This is a genomic window from Pseudaminobacter salicylatoxidans (genome assembly GCF_003148475.1).
Taxonomy (GTDB): Bacteria; Pseudomonadota; Alphaproteobacteria; order Rhizobiales; family Rhizobiaceae; genus Pseudaminobacter; species Pseudaminobacter salicylatoxidans.
Genome location: NZ_QGGG01000004.1, coordinates 160,864 through 177,281 on the forward strand (window position 1 = coordinate 160,864; position 16,418 = coordinate 177,281).

20 protein-coding genes are annotated in these 16,418 nt (G+C 63.1%); 10 read left to right on the top strand and 10 right to left on the bottom strand.

All coding sequences use genetic code 11. From position 1 onward, the window contains the following. Nucleotides 1-226 precede the first annotated feature (226 nt). The 4 genes from C7441_RS07405 to C7441_RS07420 are packed head-to-tail and all read left to right on the top strand — an operon-like array spanning nt 227 to nt 5,061. Nucleotides 227-1,846, top strand: a complete 1,620-nt coding sequence (locus C7441_RS07405) for a phytoene desaturase family protein (RefSeq protein ID WP_109612320.1) — start codon at nt 227-229, stop codon at nt 1,844-1,846. Continuing rightward, entirely contained in the window at nt 1,833-3,551 is a 1,719-nt protein-coding gene (locus tag C7441_RS07410) for a phytoene desaturase family protein (protein WP_109612321.1), read from the top strand. Before C7441_RS07405 ends, C7441_RS07410 begins: the two co-directional genes overlap by 14 nt. Before the next feature lie 2 nt (nt 3,552-3,553). Then, complete coding sequence (locus C7441_RS07415; RefSeq protein WP_109612322.1) at nt 3,554-4,807, top strand: aminomethyl transferase family protein; 1,254 nt, start codon at nt 3,554-3,556, stop codon at nt 4,805-4,807. Between the two features lie 2 nt (nt 4,808-4,809). Then, on the top strand, nt 4,810-5,061 hold the full coding sequence (locus tag C7441_RS07420; RefSeq protein WP_109612323.1) for a hypothetical protein: 252 nt from the start codon (nt 4,810-4,812) through the stop codon (nt 5,059-5,061). A gap of 43 nt (nt 5,062-5,104) precedes the next feature. Here C7441_RS07420 and C7441_RS07425 read toward each other — a convergent pair whose 3' ends face one another. The 5 genes from C7441_RS07425 to C7441_RS24000 all read right to left on the bottom strand — a co-directional run bounded on the left by C7441_RS07425 (nt 5,105) and on the right by C7441_RS24000 (nt 8,861). Continuing rightward, the gene (locus C7441_RS07425) at nt 5,105-5,404 is read right to left on the bottom strand and encodes a GNAT family N-acetyltransferase (RefSeq protein ID WP_019172316.1); all 300 of its coding nucleotides are present in this window, start codon (nt 5,402-5,404) and stop codon (nt 5,105-5,107) included. After that, nucleotides 5,401-6,033, bottom strand: coding sequence for an alpha/beta hydrolase (locus C7441_RS07430; RefSeq protein ID WP_109612325.1), 633 nt, complete (start codon nt 6,031-6,033; stop codon nt 5,401-5,403). The genes C7441_RS07425 and C7441_RS07430 overlap by 4 nt, the downstream gene beginning before the upstream one ends. A 57-nt stretch (nt 6,034-6,090) precedes the next feature. Beyond that, complete coding sequence (locus C7441_RS07435) at nt 6,091-7,023, bottom strand: VOC family protein (protein ID WP_109612326.1); 933 nt, start codon at nt 7,021-7,023, stop codon at nt 6,091-6,093. A gap of 253 nt (nt 7,024-7,276) precedes the next feature. Then, nucleotides 7,277-8,215: a PRC-barrel domain-containing protein gene (locus tag C7441_RS07440; protein ID WP_109612327.1), complete on the bottom strand. Its 939-nt coding sequence runs from the start codon at nt 8,213-8,215 to the stop codon at nt 7,277-7,279. A gap of 469 nt (nt 8,216-8,684) precedes the next feature. After that, nucleotides 8,685-8,861: a hypothetical protein gene (locus C7441_RS24000; protein ID WP_019172320.1), complete on the bottom strand. Its 177-nt coding sequence runs from the start codon at nt 8,859-8,861 to the stop codon at nt 8,685-8,687. A gap of 142 nt (nt 8,862-9,003) precedes the next feature. Here C7441_RS24000 and C7441_RS07445 point away from each other — a divergent pair, with 142 nt between their 5' ends. Further along, nucleotides 9,004-10,536, top strand: coding sequence for a sensor histidine kinase (locus C7441_RS07445; protein ID WP_026060423.1), 1,533 nt, complete (start codon nt 9,004-9,006; stop codon nt 10,534-10,536). Nucleotides 10,537-10,582: 46 nt separating this feature from the next. Here the strand turns inward: C7441_RS07445 and C7441_RS07450 are convergent, their stop codons facing one another. The 3 genes from C7441_RS07450 to C7441_RS07460 all read right to left on the bottom strand — a co-directional run bounded on the left by C7441_RS07450 (nt 10,583) and on the right by C7441_RS07460 (nt 12,245). Further along, nucleotides 10,583-11,032 carry a hypothetical protein gene (locus C7441_RS07450; protein WP_109612445.1) on the bottom strand — a complete coding sequence of 150 codons (450 nt, stop codon included), beginning with the start codon at nt 11,030-11,032 and terminating at the stop codon, nt 10,583-10,585. 19 nt (nt 11,033-11,051) lie between these two features. After that, on the bottom strand, nt 11,052-11,393 hold the full coding sequence (locus C7441_RS07455; RefSeq protein ID WP_109612329.1) for an ElaB/YgaM/YqjD family protein: 342 nt from the start codon (nt 11,391-11,393) through the stop codon (nt 11,052-11,054). 96 nt (nt 11,394-11,489) lie between these two features. Beyond that, nucleotides 11,490-12,245 (bottom strand): Crp/Fnr family transcriptional regulator, encoded by a 756-nt coding sequence (locus tag C7441_RS07460; protein WP_109612330.1) that lies wholly within the window; start codon nt 12,243-12,245, stop codon nt 11,490-11,492. A gap of 142 nt (nt 12,246-12,387) precedes the next feature. On the opposite strand from C7441_RS07460, the gene C7441_RS07465 reads away from it, so the two are divergent. Further along, nucleotides 12,388-12,777 carry a response regulator gene (locus tag C7441_RS07465; RefSeq protein WP_342353265.1) on the top strand — a complete coding sequence of 130 codons (390 nt, stop codon included), beginning with the start codon at nt 12,388-12,390 and terminating at the stop codon, nt 12,775-12,777. Here C7441_RS07465 and C7441_RS07470 read toward each other — a convergent pair. Further along, complete coding sequence (locus tag C7441_RS07470) at nt 12,763-13,311, bottom strand: RNA polymerase sigma factor (RefSeq protein WP_026060425.1); 549 nt, start codon at nt 13,309-13,311, stop codon at nt 12,763-12,765. The two genes, C7441_RS07465 and C7441_RS07470, sit on opposite strands and share 15 nt — an antisense overlap. Nucleotides 13,312-13,316: 5 nt before the next feature. Beyond that, nucleotides 13,317-13,514, bottom strand: coding sequence for a NepR family anti-sigma factor (locus C7441_RS07475; RefSeq protein ID WP_019172327.1), 198 nt, complete (start codon nt 13,512-13,514; stop codon nt 13,317-13,319). Nucleotides 13,515-13,728: 214 nt separating this feature from the next. Here C7441_RS07475 and C7441_RS07480 point away from each other — a divergent pair, with 214 nt between their 5' ends. The 4 genes from C7441_RS07480 to C7441_RS07495 all read left to right on the top strand — a co-directional run bounded on the left by C7441_RS07480 (nt 13,729) and on the right by C7441_RS07495 (nt 16,404). Beyond that, entirely contained in the window at nt 13,729-14,523 is a 795-nt protein-coding gene (locus tag C7441_RS07480; RefSeq protein ID WP_026060426.1) for a response regulator, read from the top strand. Between the two features lie 127 nt (nt 14,524-14,650). Beyond that, nucleotides 14,651-14,815, top strand: a complete 165-nt coding sequence (locus C7441_RS07485) for a DUF1328 domain-containing protein (protein WP_020693894.1) — start codon at nt 14,651-14,653, stop codon at nt 14,813-14,815. A 174-nt stretch (nt 14,816-14,989) separates the two neighbouring features. Further along, entirely contained in the window at nt 14,990-16,024 is a 1,035-nt protein-coding gene (locus C7441_RS07490; RefSeq protein WP_109612332.1) for a sensor histidine kinase, read from the top strand. A 59-nt stretch (nt 16,025-16,083) separates the two neighbouring features. Beyond that, entirely contained in the window at nt 16,084-16,404 is a 321-nt protein-coding gene (locus tag C7441_RS07495) for a hypothetical protein (protein ID WP_019172330.1), read from the top strand. The last annotated feature ends 14 nt before the right edge of the window (nt 16,405-16,418 follow it).

A 16,418-nucleotide genomic window follows, 5' to 3' on the forward strand; every position in this document is an offset into this window, starting at 1 on the left:
GATCCCCGCCCGGCTTCCACCGACGAAGATCAGCAAGACGATAGGCGCCATTGTCAAGAAACTTCCGCATGGCCCGCCGGCCCTCATTGTCCCCTTGCGACGGAAGCCTACTCCGCTTCAGTCAAAACGCAACGTTTATTTGTTGAACATTCATTCAGAATCTATGGACAGCATCGGCATTGTCGTGTCAGATTTGCCATAAAAGAACACAAGAGCGGGAACCGGAATGAAGACTTGGGACGCCATCGTCATCGGCGCCGGGCACAACGGGCTCGTCAATGCCTGCTACCTGCAGCGCGCCGGGCTCGACGTGCTGGTGGTGGAGAAGAACGACTGGATCGGCGGCGCCGCGACAAGCCGCTCGCTCACGCCCGGCTTCCTCTACTCCAACTGCTCCTATGTCTGCTCGCTGTTTCGGCCCGAGATCATGCGCGACCTCGAACTGCCACGCTTCGGGCTGCAGGTCATCTCCTATGAGGGCGGCGCGGTGTTCACCCGTGATGGCGACTACCTCGCCAACTACCGCGACCACCACGCCCACCGCCGAGAATTCGCGCGCTTCTCCGCCCGCGACGCCGAGGCCTATGACCGCTACGCCCGCGACGTGACGCGCCAGTGCCGCTTCATCCAGCCACTTCTGATGCGCACCGCGCCTGACCCGACCAGTTTTCGTCCGCGCGACATCGGCGAGCTGATCTACCTCGGGAAAAAATTCGCCGGGCTGGGCGCGGCCGAAATGGCCGACACGCTGCGCTTCTGGACCATGTCGATCTCCGACTTCCTCGACGAATATTTCGAGACCGACGTCATCAAGGCCAATTTCGCGCTTTCGGGCATCATCGGCACCGCCCTCGGCCCCATGTCGCCCGGCACGGCCTATGTGCTGCTGCATCATTATATGGGCGAGGTAGACGGTTCGGTCGGTGCCTGGGGCTATGCGCGCGGCGGCATGGGTGCCGTCACCAAGGCGCTTGCGGACAGTTTCCTCGCCTCCGGCGGCACCATCCGCGCGAGCGCGGAAGTGGAACAGGTGCTGGTGAAGAACGGCAAGGCGCGCGGGCTGGTTCTGGCCGGCGGCGAGGAGATTTTCGGCAAGCTCATCGTCTCCAATGCCGACGTCAAGCGCACCTTTCTGAAGCTCGTCGAGGAAAAGGAACTGCCCGACAGGTTCCTGCGCCGCGTGAAGAACTTCAAGATGCGCGGCTCGTCGGGCAAGGTGAACATCGCGCTGGATTCGATGCCCGAATTCCCCGCTCTGCCCAAGGATTCGCCCTGCTATCGCGGCGACATGCATTTCACCGATTCCGTCGAGCGCATGGAGCGCGGCTATGACGACTGGAAGGCCGGGCGCTGGTCGGCCGATCCCTTCCTCGACATGATGATGCCCACCATGCTCGATCCGACCATGGCCCCGCCGGGCAAGCATTTCATGAGCTGCTTCGTGCAATATTGCCCGCCCAAGGTCGAAGGCCGCGACTGGACCGACGCCGACCGCGACGCCTTCGCCGAGACGGTCGTCTCGCAGATCGCCGACTATTCGCCTGGCTTCCGCGACCGCATCATCCACATGGAGGTGCGCACGCCGCGTGAGATCGAAGCCGAGGTCGGCCTCACCGAGGGCAACATCTTCCAGGGCGAGCTGACCTTCGACCAGTTGCTGTTCAACCGCCCGGTGCCCGGCTACGCGCAATATCGCTCGCCCGTCGACGGGCTCTATATGTGCGGTTCCTCAACTCACCCCGGCGGCGGCGTGATGGGTGCGCCCGGCCGCAACGCGGCAAATGAAATCCTGCGTGACCTGTCACGCCCCACCAAGCATATGAGCCCGGCCCATGATGTCATTTGATGCACCCAAATGGGATGTGCTTGTCATCGGCGGCGGCCACAACGGCCTTGTCGCCGCAGCAACGCTGGCCAAAAGCGGCCGCAAGGTGCTGGTTCTGGAGGCCGCCGGCGAGGTCGGCGGCGCGGCCCGCACTGAGGAGTTCGCGCCGGGTTTTCGCGTCTCCACCGCCCATCTGCTCAACCGCCTGCATCCGGAGGTGGTGAAGACGCTGGAGCTGGAGCGTCACGGGCTTGTTTTCTCTGGAATTACCTCCACCCCTGCCCCCTCCCCGCAAGGGGGAGGGGAATCGGGCGTCGGCTCTGTCCATCGCGAAACATCAACGGCCTTGGCGGAAGCAGCACCAACATCCCCCTCCCCCTTGTCAGGAGGGGCTAGGGGTGTGGGCATCCGGTTTGCTCCCAGCGTTGCGCTGTCGCGCGACGGCGAGCCGCTGACGCTTCATGGTGGCTATGGCGAAAGCCTCTCCGGCGCCTCGGCCTCCGAACAGGCGGCGTGGCAGGAATTGCGGGCACAACTCCTGCGTTATGCCGGCATTCTGAAACCGCTGCTGGCGCGCCGGCCGCCCGACCTTGGCAATATGTCGCTGATGGAAAGTTCGGCCTTCGCCGTGACCGGCCTGTCGCTGCGCCGGCTCGGCAAGGAGGACATGCGCGATTTCCTGCGTATGCTTCTGATGAACGTTTCGGACGTCGCCGACGAACATCTGGAGGACGACCGGCTGAAGGGCCTGCTTGCCTTCGACGCCACGCTCGGCAGTCATCTCGGGCCTCGCTCGCCCACCTCGCTGCTCGGCCTCTACTTTCGTCTTGCCGGCGAGATCGGCGGCCAGGCCGGCGCACAGGCGCTGCCCGTGGGCGGCATGGGTGCGGTGATGGCAAGCGTGCTGCGCGCGGCACAGGCTGCCGGTGTCACCATTCGCACCGACGCATCGGTGGCGAAAATCCTCGTCGAAAAGGATCGCGCCGCAGGTGTGGCCCTCGATGGCGGCGAGGAAATCCGCGCCCGCACAATTGTCTCGGCCATCAATCCCCAAAACACCTTTTTGGACCTCGTCGGCACGCGCGAAATCGACACCGGTTTCGTCCGGCGGATCAAAAACATCCGAATGAAGGGCGATGCGGCAAAGCTCCATCTGGCGCTCGACCGGCCGCTGGAGTTTTCGGGCCTCGAGGCCGCCGGCCATCGAGGCCGCCTGGTGATTGCGCCCTCATCCGACCATGTCGAGCGCGCCTTCAACCCGGCCAAATATGGCGAGTTTTCGCCCGAACCGGTGATGGAGATCACCCTGCCGAGCCTGTCTGACCCCACGCTCGCGCCGGATGGCGCCTGCGTGCTCTCGGCCGTGGTGCAATATGCGCCCTATGCGCTGAAGGAAGGCTGGGAGGCGGGGCGGAAAAGGTTTCTGGCCGCCATCATGGCCCAGCTCGAGCTTTACGCCCCGGGTGTCGGCAGGCTGGTGCGCCATGCCGAACTGCTGACACCCGCCGACCTCGAAGCGCGTTACCGCATGCCCGGCGGCCACTGGCACCACGGCGAATTGCAGGCCGACCAGATGCTGATGTCGCGTCCCGCCTTCGGCGCTGCCGGCTACGACACGCCGGTGGCCGGACTGTTCCTGTGCGGCGCCGGCTCGCATCCGGGCGGCGGCGTTTCCGGCGTGCCGGGGTTGAACGCAGCGCGGCGGATTTTGGAGATGAGGGGCTAAGCATGTCGAAGACGGCCGTGAAACCCATCGCCGAGCAGCCGACTGTCCGGCCGCTTCACTCCCCCGCCCAGCTCCACTTCCGCACGCTGCGCCTCGACACGCCGTTCCAGCCGCGCATCGACACGCTGATGAAGACCAATGACTGGTACGACTGGGGCGGCTATCGCGCGCCCGCCTCGCTGTGGGACGAGGAGCTGGAATATTTCGCGATCCGTAGCCAGGCCGCACTTTTCGACATCTCGCCCATGACAAAATACCGGATCGAGGGACCGGACGCCGAAACCTTCCTCAACCGCCTCACGCTGCGCGACGTGACCAGGTTGAAATCCGGCCGCGTCCACTACACCGCGTGGTGCGACGATGCCGGCCATGTGCTCGACGACGGCACGCTGTTCCGCCTTGCCGAAACCCGTTTCCGGCTCTGCTGCCAGGAGCGACATTTGCCCTGGCTGCTCGACAGCGCCATCGGCTTCGACGTCACCGTGTCGGAAGAAACCGAGGCGGTCGCCGCACTTGCCCTCCAGGGCCCGACCTCCTTCGCCATTTTGCGCGAAGCGGGCTTCGAAGGCGTGGAGCGGTTGAAGGTTTTTGACCTTGCCGACTTCCCGCATGGAGACGGCAGTGTCACCATTTCGCGTACCGGCTTTACCGGCGATCTCGGCTACGAGCTGTTCATGCCCGTCGAACTGGCCTTGTCGCTATGGGACAGGCTGATGGAGGCCGGGCAGTCGCGTGGCATCCGCGCCATCGGCTACACTGCGCTGAACCGCGCGAGGCTGGAGGCCGGGCTGATCGTGGCCAATGCCGATTTCGTCACCGCCGAGCATGCCATCCGGGCCGACCGCGTGCGCATGCCCGACGAGATCGGGCTTGGCTTCATGGTCGATCTGGAAAAGGGCTATTTCAACGGCCGCCGCGCCATCGTCGAGGCGCGCGCGAAAGGCAGGCTGCAGCACGTTCTGGTCGGGCTGGAGATCGAGGGCAATATTCCCGCGGAGCACGCCATCGTCTATCATCGCAAAAGGAAGGAAGTCGGGCTGGTGAGTGCCGCCATCTGGTCGCCCATGGCCAAGCGCAACATCGCGCTGGCAAGTCTCGTGCGGCCCTATGGCGACACGATTTCCGACGACCTCTGGGTCGAGATCTATGCCATGCGCGAGCTGAAATACGAACGGCTCATGAAGCGGGCGAAGGTGGTGGCGCGGCCCTTCGTAAAACTCGACCGCCGCACCGCGAGCCCGCCGCCGGAGTTCTGAGCATGACCGGGGCGGACGCCGAATTCGCCGAACAGTGGCGGCTCATAAATACGCCGCTGGGCGAGGAATGGTCGGGCCGCACACGCTATGCGGCGGCGATGTATTTTCACAAGCGCGGCGACATGGATGCCGAGGTGCTGGAGATCTACCGCACCTGCTCGCGGCTCGACAGCCAGGACCCGCTACCGATCATCCGCGACCGCGGCGTCGGCAAGGACTGGCTGGGGAGGATGGAGAAGGGGAAGCAAGGCTGATCATGCTCAAAGCGTCCCCCTCTTCGTCCCGCTACGCTCCAGATCACTGTTTCAGCACGTCCGCCCATTCGGGATGACGGGCGAACTGCGCCGCCGCGAAAGGGCATAGCGGAACGATTTTCACGCCGGCTGCGCGGGCATCCTCGACGACGCGCGCGACCAGTTTCGTGCCGACGCCCTGCCCGCGAAACACATCCGGCACTGTGGTGTGGTCGATGATAAGCTGATGCCTGTCCGGGCGCCTGAAGGTGATCTCCGCCTCGGCGCCACCGGGCCCACGCAGCACATAACGGCCGCCAGCATCATTTCCCTCGAGTTCGATTTCCGTAGTCGCTTCCGTCACGTCCCGGTCTCCTGTTGCAGACGATAAGGCGCAAGAAAGGTCCGGGCTGCGACAAGCTCGTTCTGCCGCATCTCGTGGCCACCCTCGTGCCATTCCAGTGTGACATCCGCGCCGTCCGCACGCAAATAGCTGTCCAGCCGCGTCGTCAGTTCCGGCGGGCAGATCGGATCGCGACGCCCTGCGGTGATGAGCACCCGCTTGTCCTCAAGGCTGCCATTCACTTTCGGCTCGAACGGGATCAGCGGATGCATCAGGATCGTCGCATCGAACAGGTCGGGCTCGGCAAACAGGACGGATGCCAGGATGTTGGCCCCGTTGGAGAAGCCGATGCCGATCACCGAGGACGGTTTGGCCGCCCCGACATGCGCCTTGATGAAATCCGCCATCTTCGCCGTGCGCCGGGCAAGGTCGTCCATGTCGTAGACGCCCTCTGCCGTGCGGCGAAAGAAGCGCGCAGCGCCATATTCGGAAACGTCGCCGCGCGGCGAGATCGCCGCAACCCCCGGCAGCAGGTCCAACGCCAGCCCGAGCATCTGGTTCTCGTTGCCGCCGGTGCCGTGGAAGAGGAAGAGCAGCGGCCCGTTCGGCTTGCCGGGCAGCGGCGTGAAAATATAGCTGTCCTTCGACATTGAGGCCTCCTTGCCTTCACAGTTGAGGGCGGCGACGGACAAGCCGCCGCCAACCGGTCAGTCGCCGAGCGGCTGCAGATTCTTCTCCAGCCACGGCCGCAGATGCGCATGCTGGGCCGGCAGCTTCAACGCCTCGCCAAGATGGGCGGTGTCCTCGTCGCGGTCGAAGCCGGGCTCGTTGGTCGCCACCTCGAACAAGACGCCGCCGGGGGTGCGGAAATAGATCGCCCAGAAATAATCGCGGTCGATCACCGGCGTGACCTGATAGCCCGTGTCCATCAGCGCCTTGCGCACCTCGAGCTGCTTTGCCCGGTTCTCCACCGCGAAGGCCACATGGTGCACCGAGCCCGCGCCGAGATTGGCATAGGAAACGCCCGGCAGGGTTTCGATGTCGACGAAGTCGGCCCCGTTGCCGTCCTTCACCGCCATGCGCTTCACATTGCCAGCCGTGTCGATCACCTCATAGCCCATGAATTTCAGCAACTCCTCGGTGGCGCCGGCGTCCTCCAGGCGCAGCGACACCGAATGGAAGCCGTGAATGGCGTCTTCGCCGGGGATGCCACCCTTCAGCCAGGGCAGGCGCTTGTCGTCCTTCACCTCCACCAGCGCGAAACTGTCGCCGTCCGGACCGTCGAAGTCGATGCGGTTTTCACCGAACAGCGTCTCGCGCTTCAGGCCGGTCACGCCCTGTTCGGCAAAGTGCTTTTCCCAATAGCCGAGCGTGCCTGCGGGCACCGAAAACACCGTCCTGCCGACCTCGCCGGTGCCGGGATTGCCCTTGCCGATATTCGGAAAGGGAAAATAGGTCATCACCGTGCCCGGCGTGCCCACCTCGTCGGCATAATAGAGGTGGTAGACATCCGGCGCGTCGAAATTCACCGTCTTCTTGACCCGGCGCAGGCCGAGCTTGCGGGTGAAGAAGTCATTGTTCTGGCGTGCATCGCTGGCCATCGAAGTGACGTGATGCAGACCCTTGATCTGGTCCAGCATATCGATACTCCCTTTCGTTCGCAGCCGGGGCTGCCTGTCTCGCCCCATATGTCGGTCAGCGAGCGTAAAGGGAAAGAGGCCGGCCACACTATGGACTGTCTCCATCCATCGAACAATTCACAAGCTATCGGGTGCACAATGGGCGGAAAGATTCAGCGCGGCCAGTCGCTTCTCCGGTCGAGCACACCGCCTGACGCAAAAGACCCGCGCCGGATGGAGGCGCGGGTCTTGTTGAAGGAGCGCAGCGAACGCTTTACTGCTGCATGATCATGCGCTGTTCGTCGCGCTTCTCGCTATAGGTGCTCTTGTCATAGGCCGGCTGAGCCTTGAGCTGATCCTTGGTGAAGTTGGTGTAGAGATATTTGTTGCCGTCCTTGTCGGTCATGAAGGCAAGGTTGTCCATGCCGACGGCAACTTCCTTCGAGCCGATGCCGAGGAACCCGCCGACATCGATGATCACCGCATCGACCTTGCCGTCACCGGAAAGCACGACATCGCCGATCTTGCCGACATTCGCGTCCTCGGTGCCGTAGACGGTCGTGCCGGTCAGGTCTTCGGCGCGGACCTCACCCATGGGCATGGGCGTCAACTGCGATTTGTCGATAGCCCCGGTGGTGCCGCTGTCAGTTTCGGCGGGCGCCTGTGCGGTGTTGTCGTTGGTGGGCGCGGCCGGCGCCATGGTGCCGCCGCCGCTCTCGGGCGCCTGCGCCATGCCGTTGCCGGAAGGTGCTGTCGTGTCGGTGGCCGTAGCCGGCGCCGCGTCATAGGCCCTACGGTCGAAATCAGGCAGCGTCTGGAGCTGCTCCTTGCTGGCGTTCACCACCAGCCAGCGGTCGCCGTTCTTTTCGGCCTGACTGGCGTCGCCATAGTCGATGGCGACGTTCTTCTCGCCGATGCCGAGGAAGCCGCCGACCCCGACGACAAGGGATTCGACCTTGCCGTCCGGCGCGATTACGAGATCGTTGACCTTGCCGATATTCTGGGCATCGTCGCCGGTGCCGTTATAAACCTGCTCGCCGATGAAATTGGTGGCAAGAAAACCTTCGGCCCGCACTACAGCACCGGAGGGAGCGCTTTCCTCACCCATCGGGGCAGCGGGGCTGGCGGGTGCCGGAGCAGTCGTGTCCTGCGCATAGGCGGCGGTCGTCAGCAGGGTTGCGATGGCGGTCGTAGCCAAAAGGTTGCGGAACATGATAGTCTCTCCTTGTGCGTTGGTTATGCACCGCCGTGCTTCGACTTGCCGTCGCAGGGAAGGCCGAGGCGCGGCGCCTACATGTCTACAACGTCACGTTTCCCCTCCAGTTCCCCATTTTTCTCCCCTTCCCGGCTCTCATTCCTGCTCGAAAGACGAATTGATTGAACGTACAATTTGTTTGGGAACCTTTTGCCGGCTGACACGTTTGCGGGCGCGGTACTGAAAATTTTGGAAGGTACCCGGGCGGATTGTACCTTCCGGAAAGTGGGAGACGAGCAATGCACTCCATCGCAGCGTTGCCGAGCCGCATCGGCAGATGGCTGACACGCACGAACGTTGACAGGTTTGGCATTCGCAGGCCGTGCCCTGCACGATGAAAACGGCGGTGCACTCCCGGCTTGAGACCTTCCGCCCTCCCCGGACGGCCGACCGGTCGCCGGCCGCTCCGTTTTCGGGCGTCTTCAGATCACTGCTGTTCGCTGATGCCCTGGTTCTGGGTCGCGGGCGTTTCGATTGCCCGGCCATAATATTCGACGGCCACCCATGCCACGGCGGCGAGGATCAAGCCGCATACCAGCACCAGCAGAACCTGACGCCCCCGGCGGCCCTGACGGGCCTTTTCGGCGGGAATTGTTTTGGTCAATGCCAGTCTCCATATTGGGGGACGGAATTGCCCCTTTCCCTGGGTCAATGTTTTTATCCGATCGATGTTCCCTTCCCGGAACGGCTTTTCAACGATTGTGATGCAGCTTCGCAACCGTGGGGAGGAACCTGTTGAGGTTGACGTGCAGAGCAAGCTGAAAAACGCACCCAAGCTGCCGGCCGAGGTCTTGCTGGCGGTGAATGACGACCGGCGCACGGCGGTGCTGCGCGGCCTGAATGTGCACGACACCACCGCAGATCCCGATTTCGATCATCTGACGTCGCTTGCCGCAACGCTCCTGAACGCACCCTTCGCCTTCATCAGCCTGGTCGACACTGAGCGCCAGTGGTTCAGGTCCTGGTTCGGAGCCGAAAGCAGCGAAGCCCCGATCTATCTGTCCTTCTGCGCCCATGCCATTGCCGAGGCAGATGACATCATGGTCGTGCCCGACGCCGTGGCCGACCCGCGCTTCGCCGAGGACCCGATGGTCACCAGCGGCCATCGGGTGCGTTTCTATGTGGGTGTTCCGATCATCGTCTCGGGCGTGCCGATAGGAACGCTGTGCGTCATCGACACCAAGCCGGCGCCACGCCCCGACGCCGCCAGGCTGGACCAGCTTCGCGCGCTCGCCTCGCTGGCTTCCAGCCTGTTTGCGCTGAAGGAAGGGCAGCGTGCCGGCATGCTGGCGCGCGTTGCGCTGGAGCGTGAGGAAAAGCGCCGCGTCGTTGCCGTGGAGGCCGCCTCGCTGGCAAGCTGGGCCTGGGACGTTCGCACGGACACGATCGAATGCGACGCGCTGTTTGCCGAACTGCTCGATCTGCCCGCAACGTCGCAGCTGAGCGCCCGTCGTATCTTCCGCGCCATCGACCGCCGCGACGCCAAGCGCGCCGAGATGGATTTCCGCGCCGCATTGGCGGGCGATGAGGATTATATCGGCGAGTATCGCGTAGCGGGCTCCTGTCCGACGCGCTGGCTCGCCGCCCGTGGCCGCGTGATCGAGCGCGACGAAGACGGCAACCCGCTTCTCGTCATCGGCGTGAATTTTGACGTCAGCGAGCGCAAATCAGGCGAGGAACGGCAAAGGCTGCTGCTGCGCGAACTGAACCATCGCGTCAAGAACACGCTCGCCACCGTTCAGGCGCTTGCCACCCAAACCGTGCGCCACGCACGGGAGCCGGTGGAATTCCTCGATGCCTTCAGCGGCCGGCTGCGCGCCCTCGGTGCAGCCCACAGTCTGCTTTCCGATCACGAATGGCGCGGCATTGCCCTGTCGGAACTGGTGCGGCTCGAAGTCCTGCCTTACGACGAAGCCGACAATCCGCGCATCGACATTTCGGGAGAGCATGTGCTGCTGTCGCCCGACCAGGCCCTTGGGCTCGGGCTCATCCTGCATGAGCTGGCCAGCAATGCGCTCAAGCACGGCTCGCTGTCCTCGCCTTCGGGCGTGGTCGAACTGGAATGGAAAGTGGAAGGCGTCCGCCGGGCGCGCAGGCTGGTGCTGAGCTGGACGGAGCGCGGCGGACCGGCAGTAGAACCACCCAGCCGATACGGCTTCGGGTCCATCCTCATCCGCCGCAGCCTGTCCAAGGTCTTGGCCAGCGAGGTCAGGCACGAATTCCAGCCCGATGGCGTACGGGCGGAAATTTCCATGCCGCTGGAAGAATTTCCGAACTGACGACCGGGCAACCGGGCAACCCGGCCATGAAGCGCTTTGACGTTTGTCAGGCCTCGTCGTCCGCGGAGCCCTCTTTCGGCCTGTTCTCGCGATAGATGGCATAGGCGACGGCAGCGATCGCCGGCGCGGCGAGAGCCCCCAGCCCGGCGGGCTTGCGCAGCAGGGACGGCAACAAGGCCAGCCCCGAGGCGACGGCCATCGCGGCCATGTCCTGATTGCGCCGGCGCACCTCCCGCCGACGGCGGCTGCCGGCCGCCAGCCTGTGGATGATCAGGATGATCCCGGCAAGCACCAGAAAACCAATACCGAAAGCCAGCGACGTTTCCAGCGTGCCGTACCGCCGTGCCGCCGCGATGTAACCGGCTCCGATCAGGAAGCCCACCCCGCACAGGCCGGCGGCGGCGGCAAACAGATAGGCAATTGCCGCGCGCCGCAAACGGCGCACGGCAAGTCCCGTTTCGCCCGAAGCGAAACTCGCGATCAGCGATGCGAGCATATTGGCCCTGGCCACGTCTTCAGCGACGCGACATCATGGCAAACAGAAAACCGACCCCGGCGGCGATCGCCAGCGAGGTCACCGGCTTTTCACGAACCGTTTCAAGCAATTGCGCCTCAAGGTCACGTGCATTGCTCCGCAGGCCTTCCACGGCCGCCTCGCCATGGACCTTCAACTGTTCGACCCCCTCCTTGGCCACGCGGCGCGCAGTATTGTAGGAGTGTTCCCTGGTCGTGTTCAGTTGTTCCGTCAGCTTGGCTATGTCAGCCCGCAACTGGCGAATGTCGGCATCGAGATCAGGATTGAGACGCGCGCCGGCCTCGTTGTCGGTTCGGGTGGACTTGCTGCCTGCTGCGGCCATGGCTTCACTCCTTGATTTGTAACGGCGCTACAACGTCTTGCGGCCAGATAAGGTTCCATTTCGGGACAGCACTCCCCGTTCACCCCGCCCACAGGATCACAGAAGCGGACGCGGAGTTGTCGGAAGCCCTTCCCAGCCCGCCAATTCCATCAATCCCTCCAGGTCGAGGATGCGGCAACCATCGCGCCACTCCACCAGCTTGCGCTGGGCAAGCTTGCGGATGGTCTTGTTGGTATGAACCAGCGAGAGCCCGAGCGTGTCGGCGACATGCTGCTGCGTGATCGGTATTTCCCGCACATCCGACGACAGCAATCCCACCGCCTGCCCCCGGCTGGCAACGAAGGCGAGCAGATAGGCGGCGCGCTCCAGCGCGGTGCGGCGGCCGATGCTGAGCAGGTTTTCATCCAGCATCTGTTCTTCGCGCGAGGCGATCCAGGTGATGTCGTAGCCAAGGCCGGGATGGCGCCGGTACAGTTCTTCCAGTTGGCCACGTTCGAAAACGCACAGCAGCATCGGCGACAGGGCCTCGACCGAATGCTGCATCTCGCCCATCAGGCTGCCCTGCAGCCCCACCAGATCGCCCGGCACCAGATAATTCAGGATCTGGCGGCGACCGTCCGTCATCAGCTTGTAGCGGAATGCCCAGCCGGACAGGACGGTGTAGAGATGTGCGCTATGGCTGCCCTCCAGAAGAACCGTCGCGCCCTTCTCGACGGCCAGTTCGCCCCGCTTGAAGCGGCTGACGAAGGCCAGTTCCTCCGCGCGCAATTCTCGAAAGATCGGCAGCGGCCGCAACGGACATTTCTCGCAAGGGAAACGCTGCTTGGCCTTTTCGGATTGCCGTTTCGCCAATGCCGGCCCTCCCACCTTACAACCATGACGGACAGGATCGAAACTCGTGTAACCGTTTCATGTGTCTTTTTTAAATGACAGCCCCTTGATTTGCCGTCATGAATCGTCGCGATTCAGCGGGCCTTCGAGGAGTTTATTTCACGTGAGCAATCTACTTGCCGGCATGCGCATCCTGCTTCTGGAAGACGAATTCCTGATCGCCATGGACGTGGAGCAATTGTGCCGCGACCATGGCGCGGCAAATGTCGTGACGCTCCGCGATCTCGAGGAACTTGAACGGCACACCTCACTCGCCGGCACCGACGCCGCCATCCTCGACGTGATGCTCGGCGGCGCCTCCACCCTATCCTTTGCCCACAAGCTGATGCAGCGTGAAATCCCCTTCATCTTTGCGTCCGGCTACACCGATCTCGACGAAATCTTCGAGGCGTTTCCGAACATCACGGTCGTCAGCAAGCCCTATGCGGGGGACGACCTCGTCGAGGCGCTGGCCGCCGCGGCAGGCCGGCTGCCCGCCTCAGGCAGCGTTTGACCCGGTCACCTGCGCGGAAATCGCATCCGGCCCATATTCCTCCTCGCCGGAAATCTTGAGTATCTCCTGCAGGCGGTTGCGGGCGCGGCTGACCCGGCTCTTGATCGTACCCACCGCGCAGCCGCAGATTTCCGCAGCCTCCTCGTAGGAGAAGCCGGACGCGCCGATGAGGATGATCGCTTCACGCTGGTCCTGCGGCAATTGCTCCAAAGCCCCACGGAAATCCTCCAGGTCGAGCAGTCCGTGCTGGCTCGGATGAACCGCAAGGCGCTCGGTCATGATGCCGTCGGTGTCCTGCACCTCGCGCCCGCGCTTGCGCATCTGCGAATAGAACTCGTTGCGCAGGATGGTGAAGAGCCAGGCCTTGAGATTGGTTCCCATCTGGAAGCTCTCATGCTTGTCCCACGCCTTCACCAGCGTCTCCTGCACGAGATCGTCCGCCTTGTCGGCATTCTGTGTCAGCGACACGGCGAATGCGCGCAGATTGGGGATCGCCGCCAGCAGATCATTCTTGAATGCGGAGGAAACTGCCATGCCGATCAACCCTTCTTCTGAAGAGGTTCGGCCTGCTCAAGCTGGGCAAGCAACTGACTGAAACGTTCCGGTACCTCGTCGGATAACAACTCATCATAATACTGCTTCAATTTGCGGCCAATCTCCGAATTTGCGCCAAGCAAGTCATTCGACCCTTGCCGGCGCAAAGCGGTCTGTTCCGCACCGGATTGCTGTTTTGTCATCCTGAAAAATCGTCCTGTTCTTTTTCCGATCGGTGGCAAACTGGTTCGCTTTCGGGCGAACGAGACTGCTCCCCCCGGCTGCCCAATTTTTCGTCACAACGCACAACCGGCACAAAGGTTCCTTGCAAGGGAACTTTTATGCGCCTGCATCGTTGTAGGGGTCGGTGTTTCAAATTATCAATTCTCACACACCATCCGAGGGAAGCAGCATATCATGAGTTTATCCGCGATCATCGCCCCCCACCTGCCCTACCTGCGGCGTTTTTCACGCGCTGTTTCAGGATCGCAACAGAGCGGCGATGCCCTGGTGGCGGCGGTGCTCGAGGCGATCATCGCCGATGTGAGCATTTTCCCCGAAGCCTCCAGTGAGCGCATCGCGCTCTATAAGGTCTTCGCCAGGCTTTTCACGTCAGTCGCCATCCGCGTGCCGCAGGAGGAGTCCGATTCGCCATGGGAGCAGCGCGCCGCGGCAAATCTCACCGCCCTGTCGCCGCTGCCGCGCCAGGCGTTCCTGCTGGTGACGGTGGAAGGCTTCAGCAATGACGAAGCCGCCGAGATCCTCGGCGTGACCGAAAGCGAGTTCATCGACCTGCTGTCGCAGGCCAGCAACGAGATTTCGCGACAGGTGGCAACCGACGTCCTCATCATCGAGGACGAGCCGCTAATCGCGATGGACATCGAGCAGATGGTCGAAAGTCTCGGCCACCGCGTCGTCGGCACGGCGCGCACGCATACCGAGGCGATCACCATGTTCGGCAAGACCCATCCGAAGATGGTGCTTGCCGACATTCAGCTTGCCGATGGCAGTTCCGGCATCGACGCCGTCAACGAGATCCTGAGAAACGCACCCGTGCCGGTGATCTTCATCACCGCCTTCCCCGAACGGCTGCTCACGGGCGAGCGTCCGGAGCCCGCCTTCCTGGTGACCAAGCCCTTCAATCCGGAAATGGTGAAGGCTCTCATCAGCCAGGCATTGTTCTTCGATCGTCAGGCCAAGGCCGCGGCCTAGGCTCAGGGCCGGCAGATGAACCAATAACGGTCGCCCTGCGGGGCGGCCTTTTTCTTTGGCCGCCGGTCATTCTGGAACAAAATATTCAACTCAACGTTTTTCTACCATCACAACAGGGGAGAAAACCATGCTGTATTGGGCACTCGTATTTCTTGTCGTCGCCATCATCGCCGGCGCGCTCGGCTTCGGCGGCATAGCCGGTACATCGGCCGGCATCGCCCAGATTCTGTTCTTCATTTTCCTGGCGTTCCTGGTCATTTCGCTGATTGCGGGCCTGATCCGCAGAGTTTGACCCCCAATGTCCAAGGGGACGTGAACAGGGCGTTCGATAAATCCGGCGGATCGGGCCAGCCTGGTCCGGCGGATTTCCAATAGCGGCATCAATACCATAAGGAACAGCAAGGGTGTCTAGCGGGAACCCATTGCACGCTGAATCGTTCAGCCCCGGCGTGGGGACGGTTGTACGATGACGAAGGCGGCCGACGGTCATCAGCATGACAGGAAGAATGCGGAAGTCCCGCCTGCCCAGGTTCGGGATATAGGCCGCAGCCTGCTTCATGCCTTGCGCAATACGGGCATCGCCGTACTCTATCAGGATCGCGACCTGCGCATCCTGTGGGCGCAAAATCTTCCCGAAGCCTGGACCACCGCCAATGTCACCGGCAAAACGGATGCGGATTTCCTGCCACCGTCGCTGGCCGAGCATCTGCGCACCGCCAAGCGCGCCGTCATCGATACCGGAGAACCGGAAAGCCTTGAGATCAGCGTGCCGCAAACCGGCGGCGCGCGCTGGTTCGAAGTGTGGATGGACGCCGACAAGAACGGCGACGGCCACGCGCTGGGGGTCGTCACCACCGCGGTCGACATAACCGAGCAGAAGCGCCGCGAACAGACGCTGAAGGCGCTGCTGCGCGAACTCAGCCACCGCTCCAAAAACCTGCTCGCCATCATCCAGAGCATCGCGACCCAGACCGGCCGCTATTCGGGGTCGATCGAGACTTTCCTTGCGCGCTTTCGCGGACGCCTCCAGTCGCTTGCCTCCTCGCAGGACCTCGTCACCTCCTCGAACTGGCGCGGCGCTGACCTGCGCGAACTGGTGATGAGCCAGGTCGGGCGCTACAGCGCCGATGCCAAGCACATGGTGGTGTTCGAGGGCACGACCCGCTACCTCAACCCCAACGCCGCGCTTCATATCGGACTGGCGCTGCATGAACTGGCCGTCAACTCGATGAGTTACGGCGCGCTGATGCGGGCAGACGGCAGCGTCACCGTCAGCGCGAACCTCATCCATGACGCGCAGGGCCAGCCGGCCTTGTCACTCACCTGGATGGAGAACATCCAGCACGACCGGCACCGCACCGCCGACGCCAAGCGCTTCGGGAGCGTGGCACTCGAACGGGTGGTGCCGACATCCCTGGACGGTTCGGCGAGCCTGACCATTACCGACGACACCTTGCGCTATGAACTGGTCGTTCCCGGCGCCAGTTTCGAGGTTGATTAGCGCGATCTGCGGGAACCGTCGCGGCGGCAGATCGTTTCCCTCTGCGAAGGGAACCCACGATGGAACACATCGCCGCGCTTTTGTTGATCATCGGATGCTCCGCAGACCTCAAGCAATGCGCCGAGCTTCCTTCTCCTGTAACCGTTTTCGAGACGGCGGAGGAATGCCAGGACATTCTTCCGCAATCGCTGCACGCATTCCAGACCAAGCGCCCGCGTGTCTTCGCCACTTGCGTACCGGTCGATCCGGCGATGGAAGAGGAAGACGCGGAGTTGCTATGGGACGTGACGCCACAGGGCCATCTCATCGCTTCCGTCGAGGCAGTGCCCCCAAAGGTCATGGTGAAGGCGAGCCCTGAGCAGCCCGTCATTCGCAAGTGAGCGCCGGAAATCCG

Excerpts from the sequence above, each read along its gene's own strand:
- C7441_RS07415 (WP_109612322.1), top strand. The coding sequence starts at position 3,554 with ATGTCGAAGACGGCCGTGAAACCCATCGCCGAGCAGCCGACTGTCCGG.
- C7441_RS07485 (WP_020693894.1), top strand. The coding sequence starts at position 14,651 with ATGCTGTATTGGGCACTCGTATTTCTTGTCGTCGCCATCATCGCCGGC.
- C7441_RS07435 (WP_109612326.1), bottom strand. The coding sequence starts at position 7,023 with ATGCTGGACCAGATCAAGGGTCTGCATCACGTCACTTCGATGGCCAGC.
- C7441_RS07420 (WP_109612323.1), top strand. The coding sequence starts at position 4,810 with ATGACCGGGGCGGACGCCGAATTCGCCGAACAGTGGCGGCTCATAAAT.
- C7441_RS07470 (WP_026060425.1), bottom strand. The coding sequence starts at position 13,311 with ATGGCAGTTTCCTCCGCATTCAAGAATGATCTGCTGGCGGCGATCCCC.
- C7441_RS07455 (WP_109612329.1), bottom strand. The coding sequence starts at position 11,393 with ATGGCCGCAGCAGGCAGCAAGTCCACCCGAACCGACAACGAGGCCGGC.
- C7441_RS07440 (WP_109612327.1), bottom strand. The coding sequence starts at position 8,215 with ATGTTCCGCAACCTTTTGGCTACGACCGCCATCGCAACCCTGCTGACG.
- C7441_RS07405 (WP_109612320.1), top strand. The coding sequence starts at position 227 with ATGAAGACTTGGGACGCCATCGTCATCGGCGCCGGGCACAACGGGCTC.
- C7441_RS07490 (WP_109612332.1), top strand. The coding sequence starts at position 14,990 with ATGACGAAGGCGGCCGACGGTCATCAGCATGACAGGAAGAATGCGGAA.
- C7441_RS07450 (WP_109612445.1), bottom strand. The coding sequence starts at position 11,032 with ATGCTCGCATCGCTGATCGCGAGTTTCGCTTCGGGCGAAACGGGACTT.
- C7441_RS07475 (WP_019172327.1), bottom strand. The coding sequence starts at position 13,514 with ATGACAAAACAGCAATCCGGTGCGGAACAGACCGCTTTGCGCCGGCAA.
- C7441_RS07430 (WP_109612325.1), bottom strand. The coding sequence starts at position 6,033 with ATGTCGAAGGACAGCTATATTTTCACGCCGCTGCCCGGCAAGCCGAAC.
- C7441_RS07495 (WP_019172330.1), top strand. The coding sequence starts at position 16,084 with ATGGAACACATCGCCGCGCTTTTGTTGATCATCGGATGCTCCGCAGAC.
- C7441_RS07480 (WP_026060426.1), top strand. The coding sequence starts at position 13,729 with ATGAGTTTATCCGCGATCATCGCCCCCCACCTGCCCTACCTGCGGCGT.
- C7441_RS07410 (WP_109612321.1), top strand. The coding sequence starts at position 1,833 with ATGATGTCATTTGATGCACCCAAATGGGATGTGCTTGTCATCGGCGGC.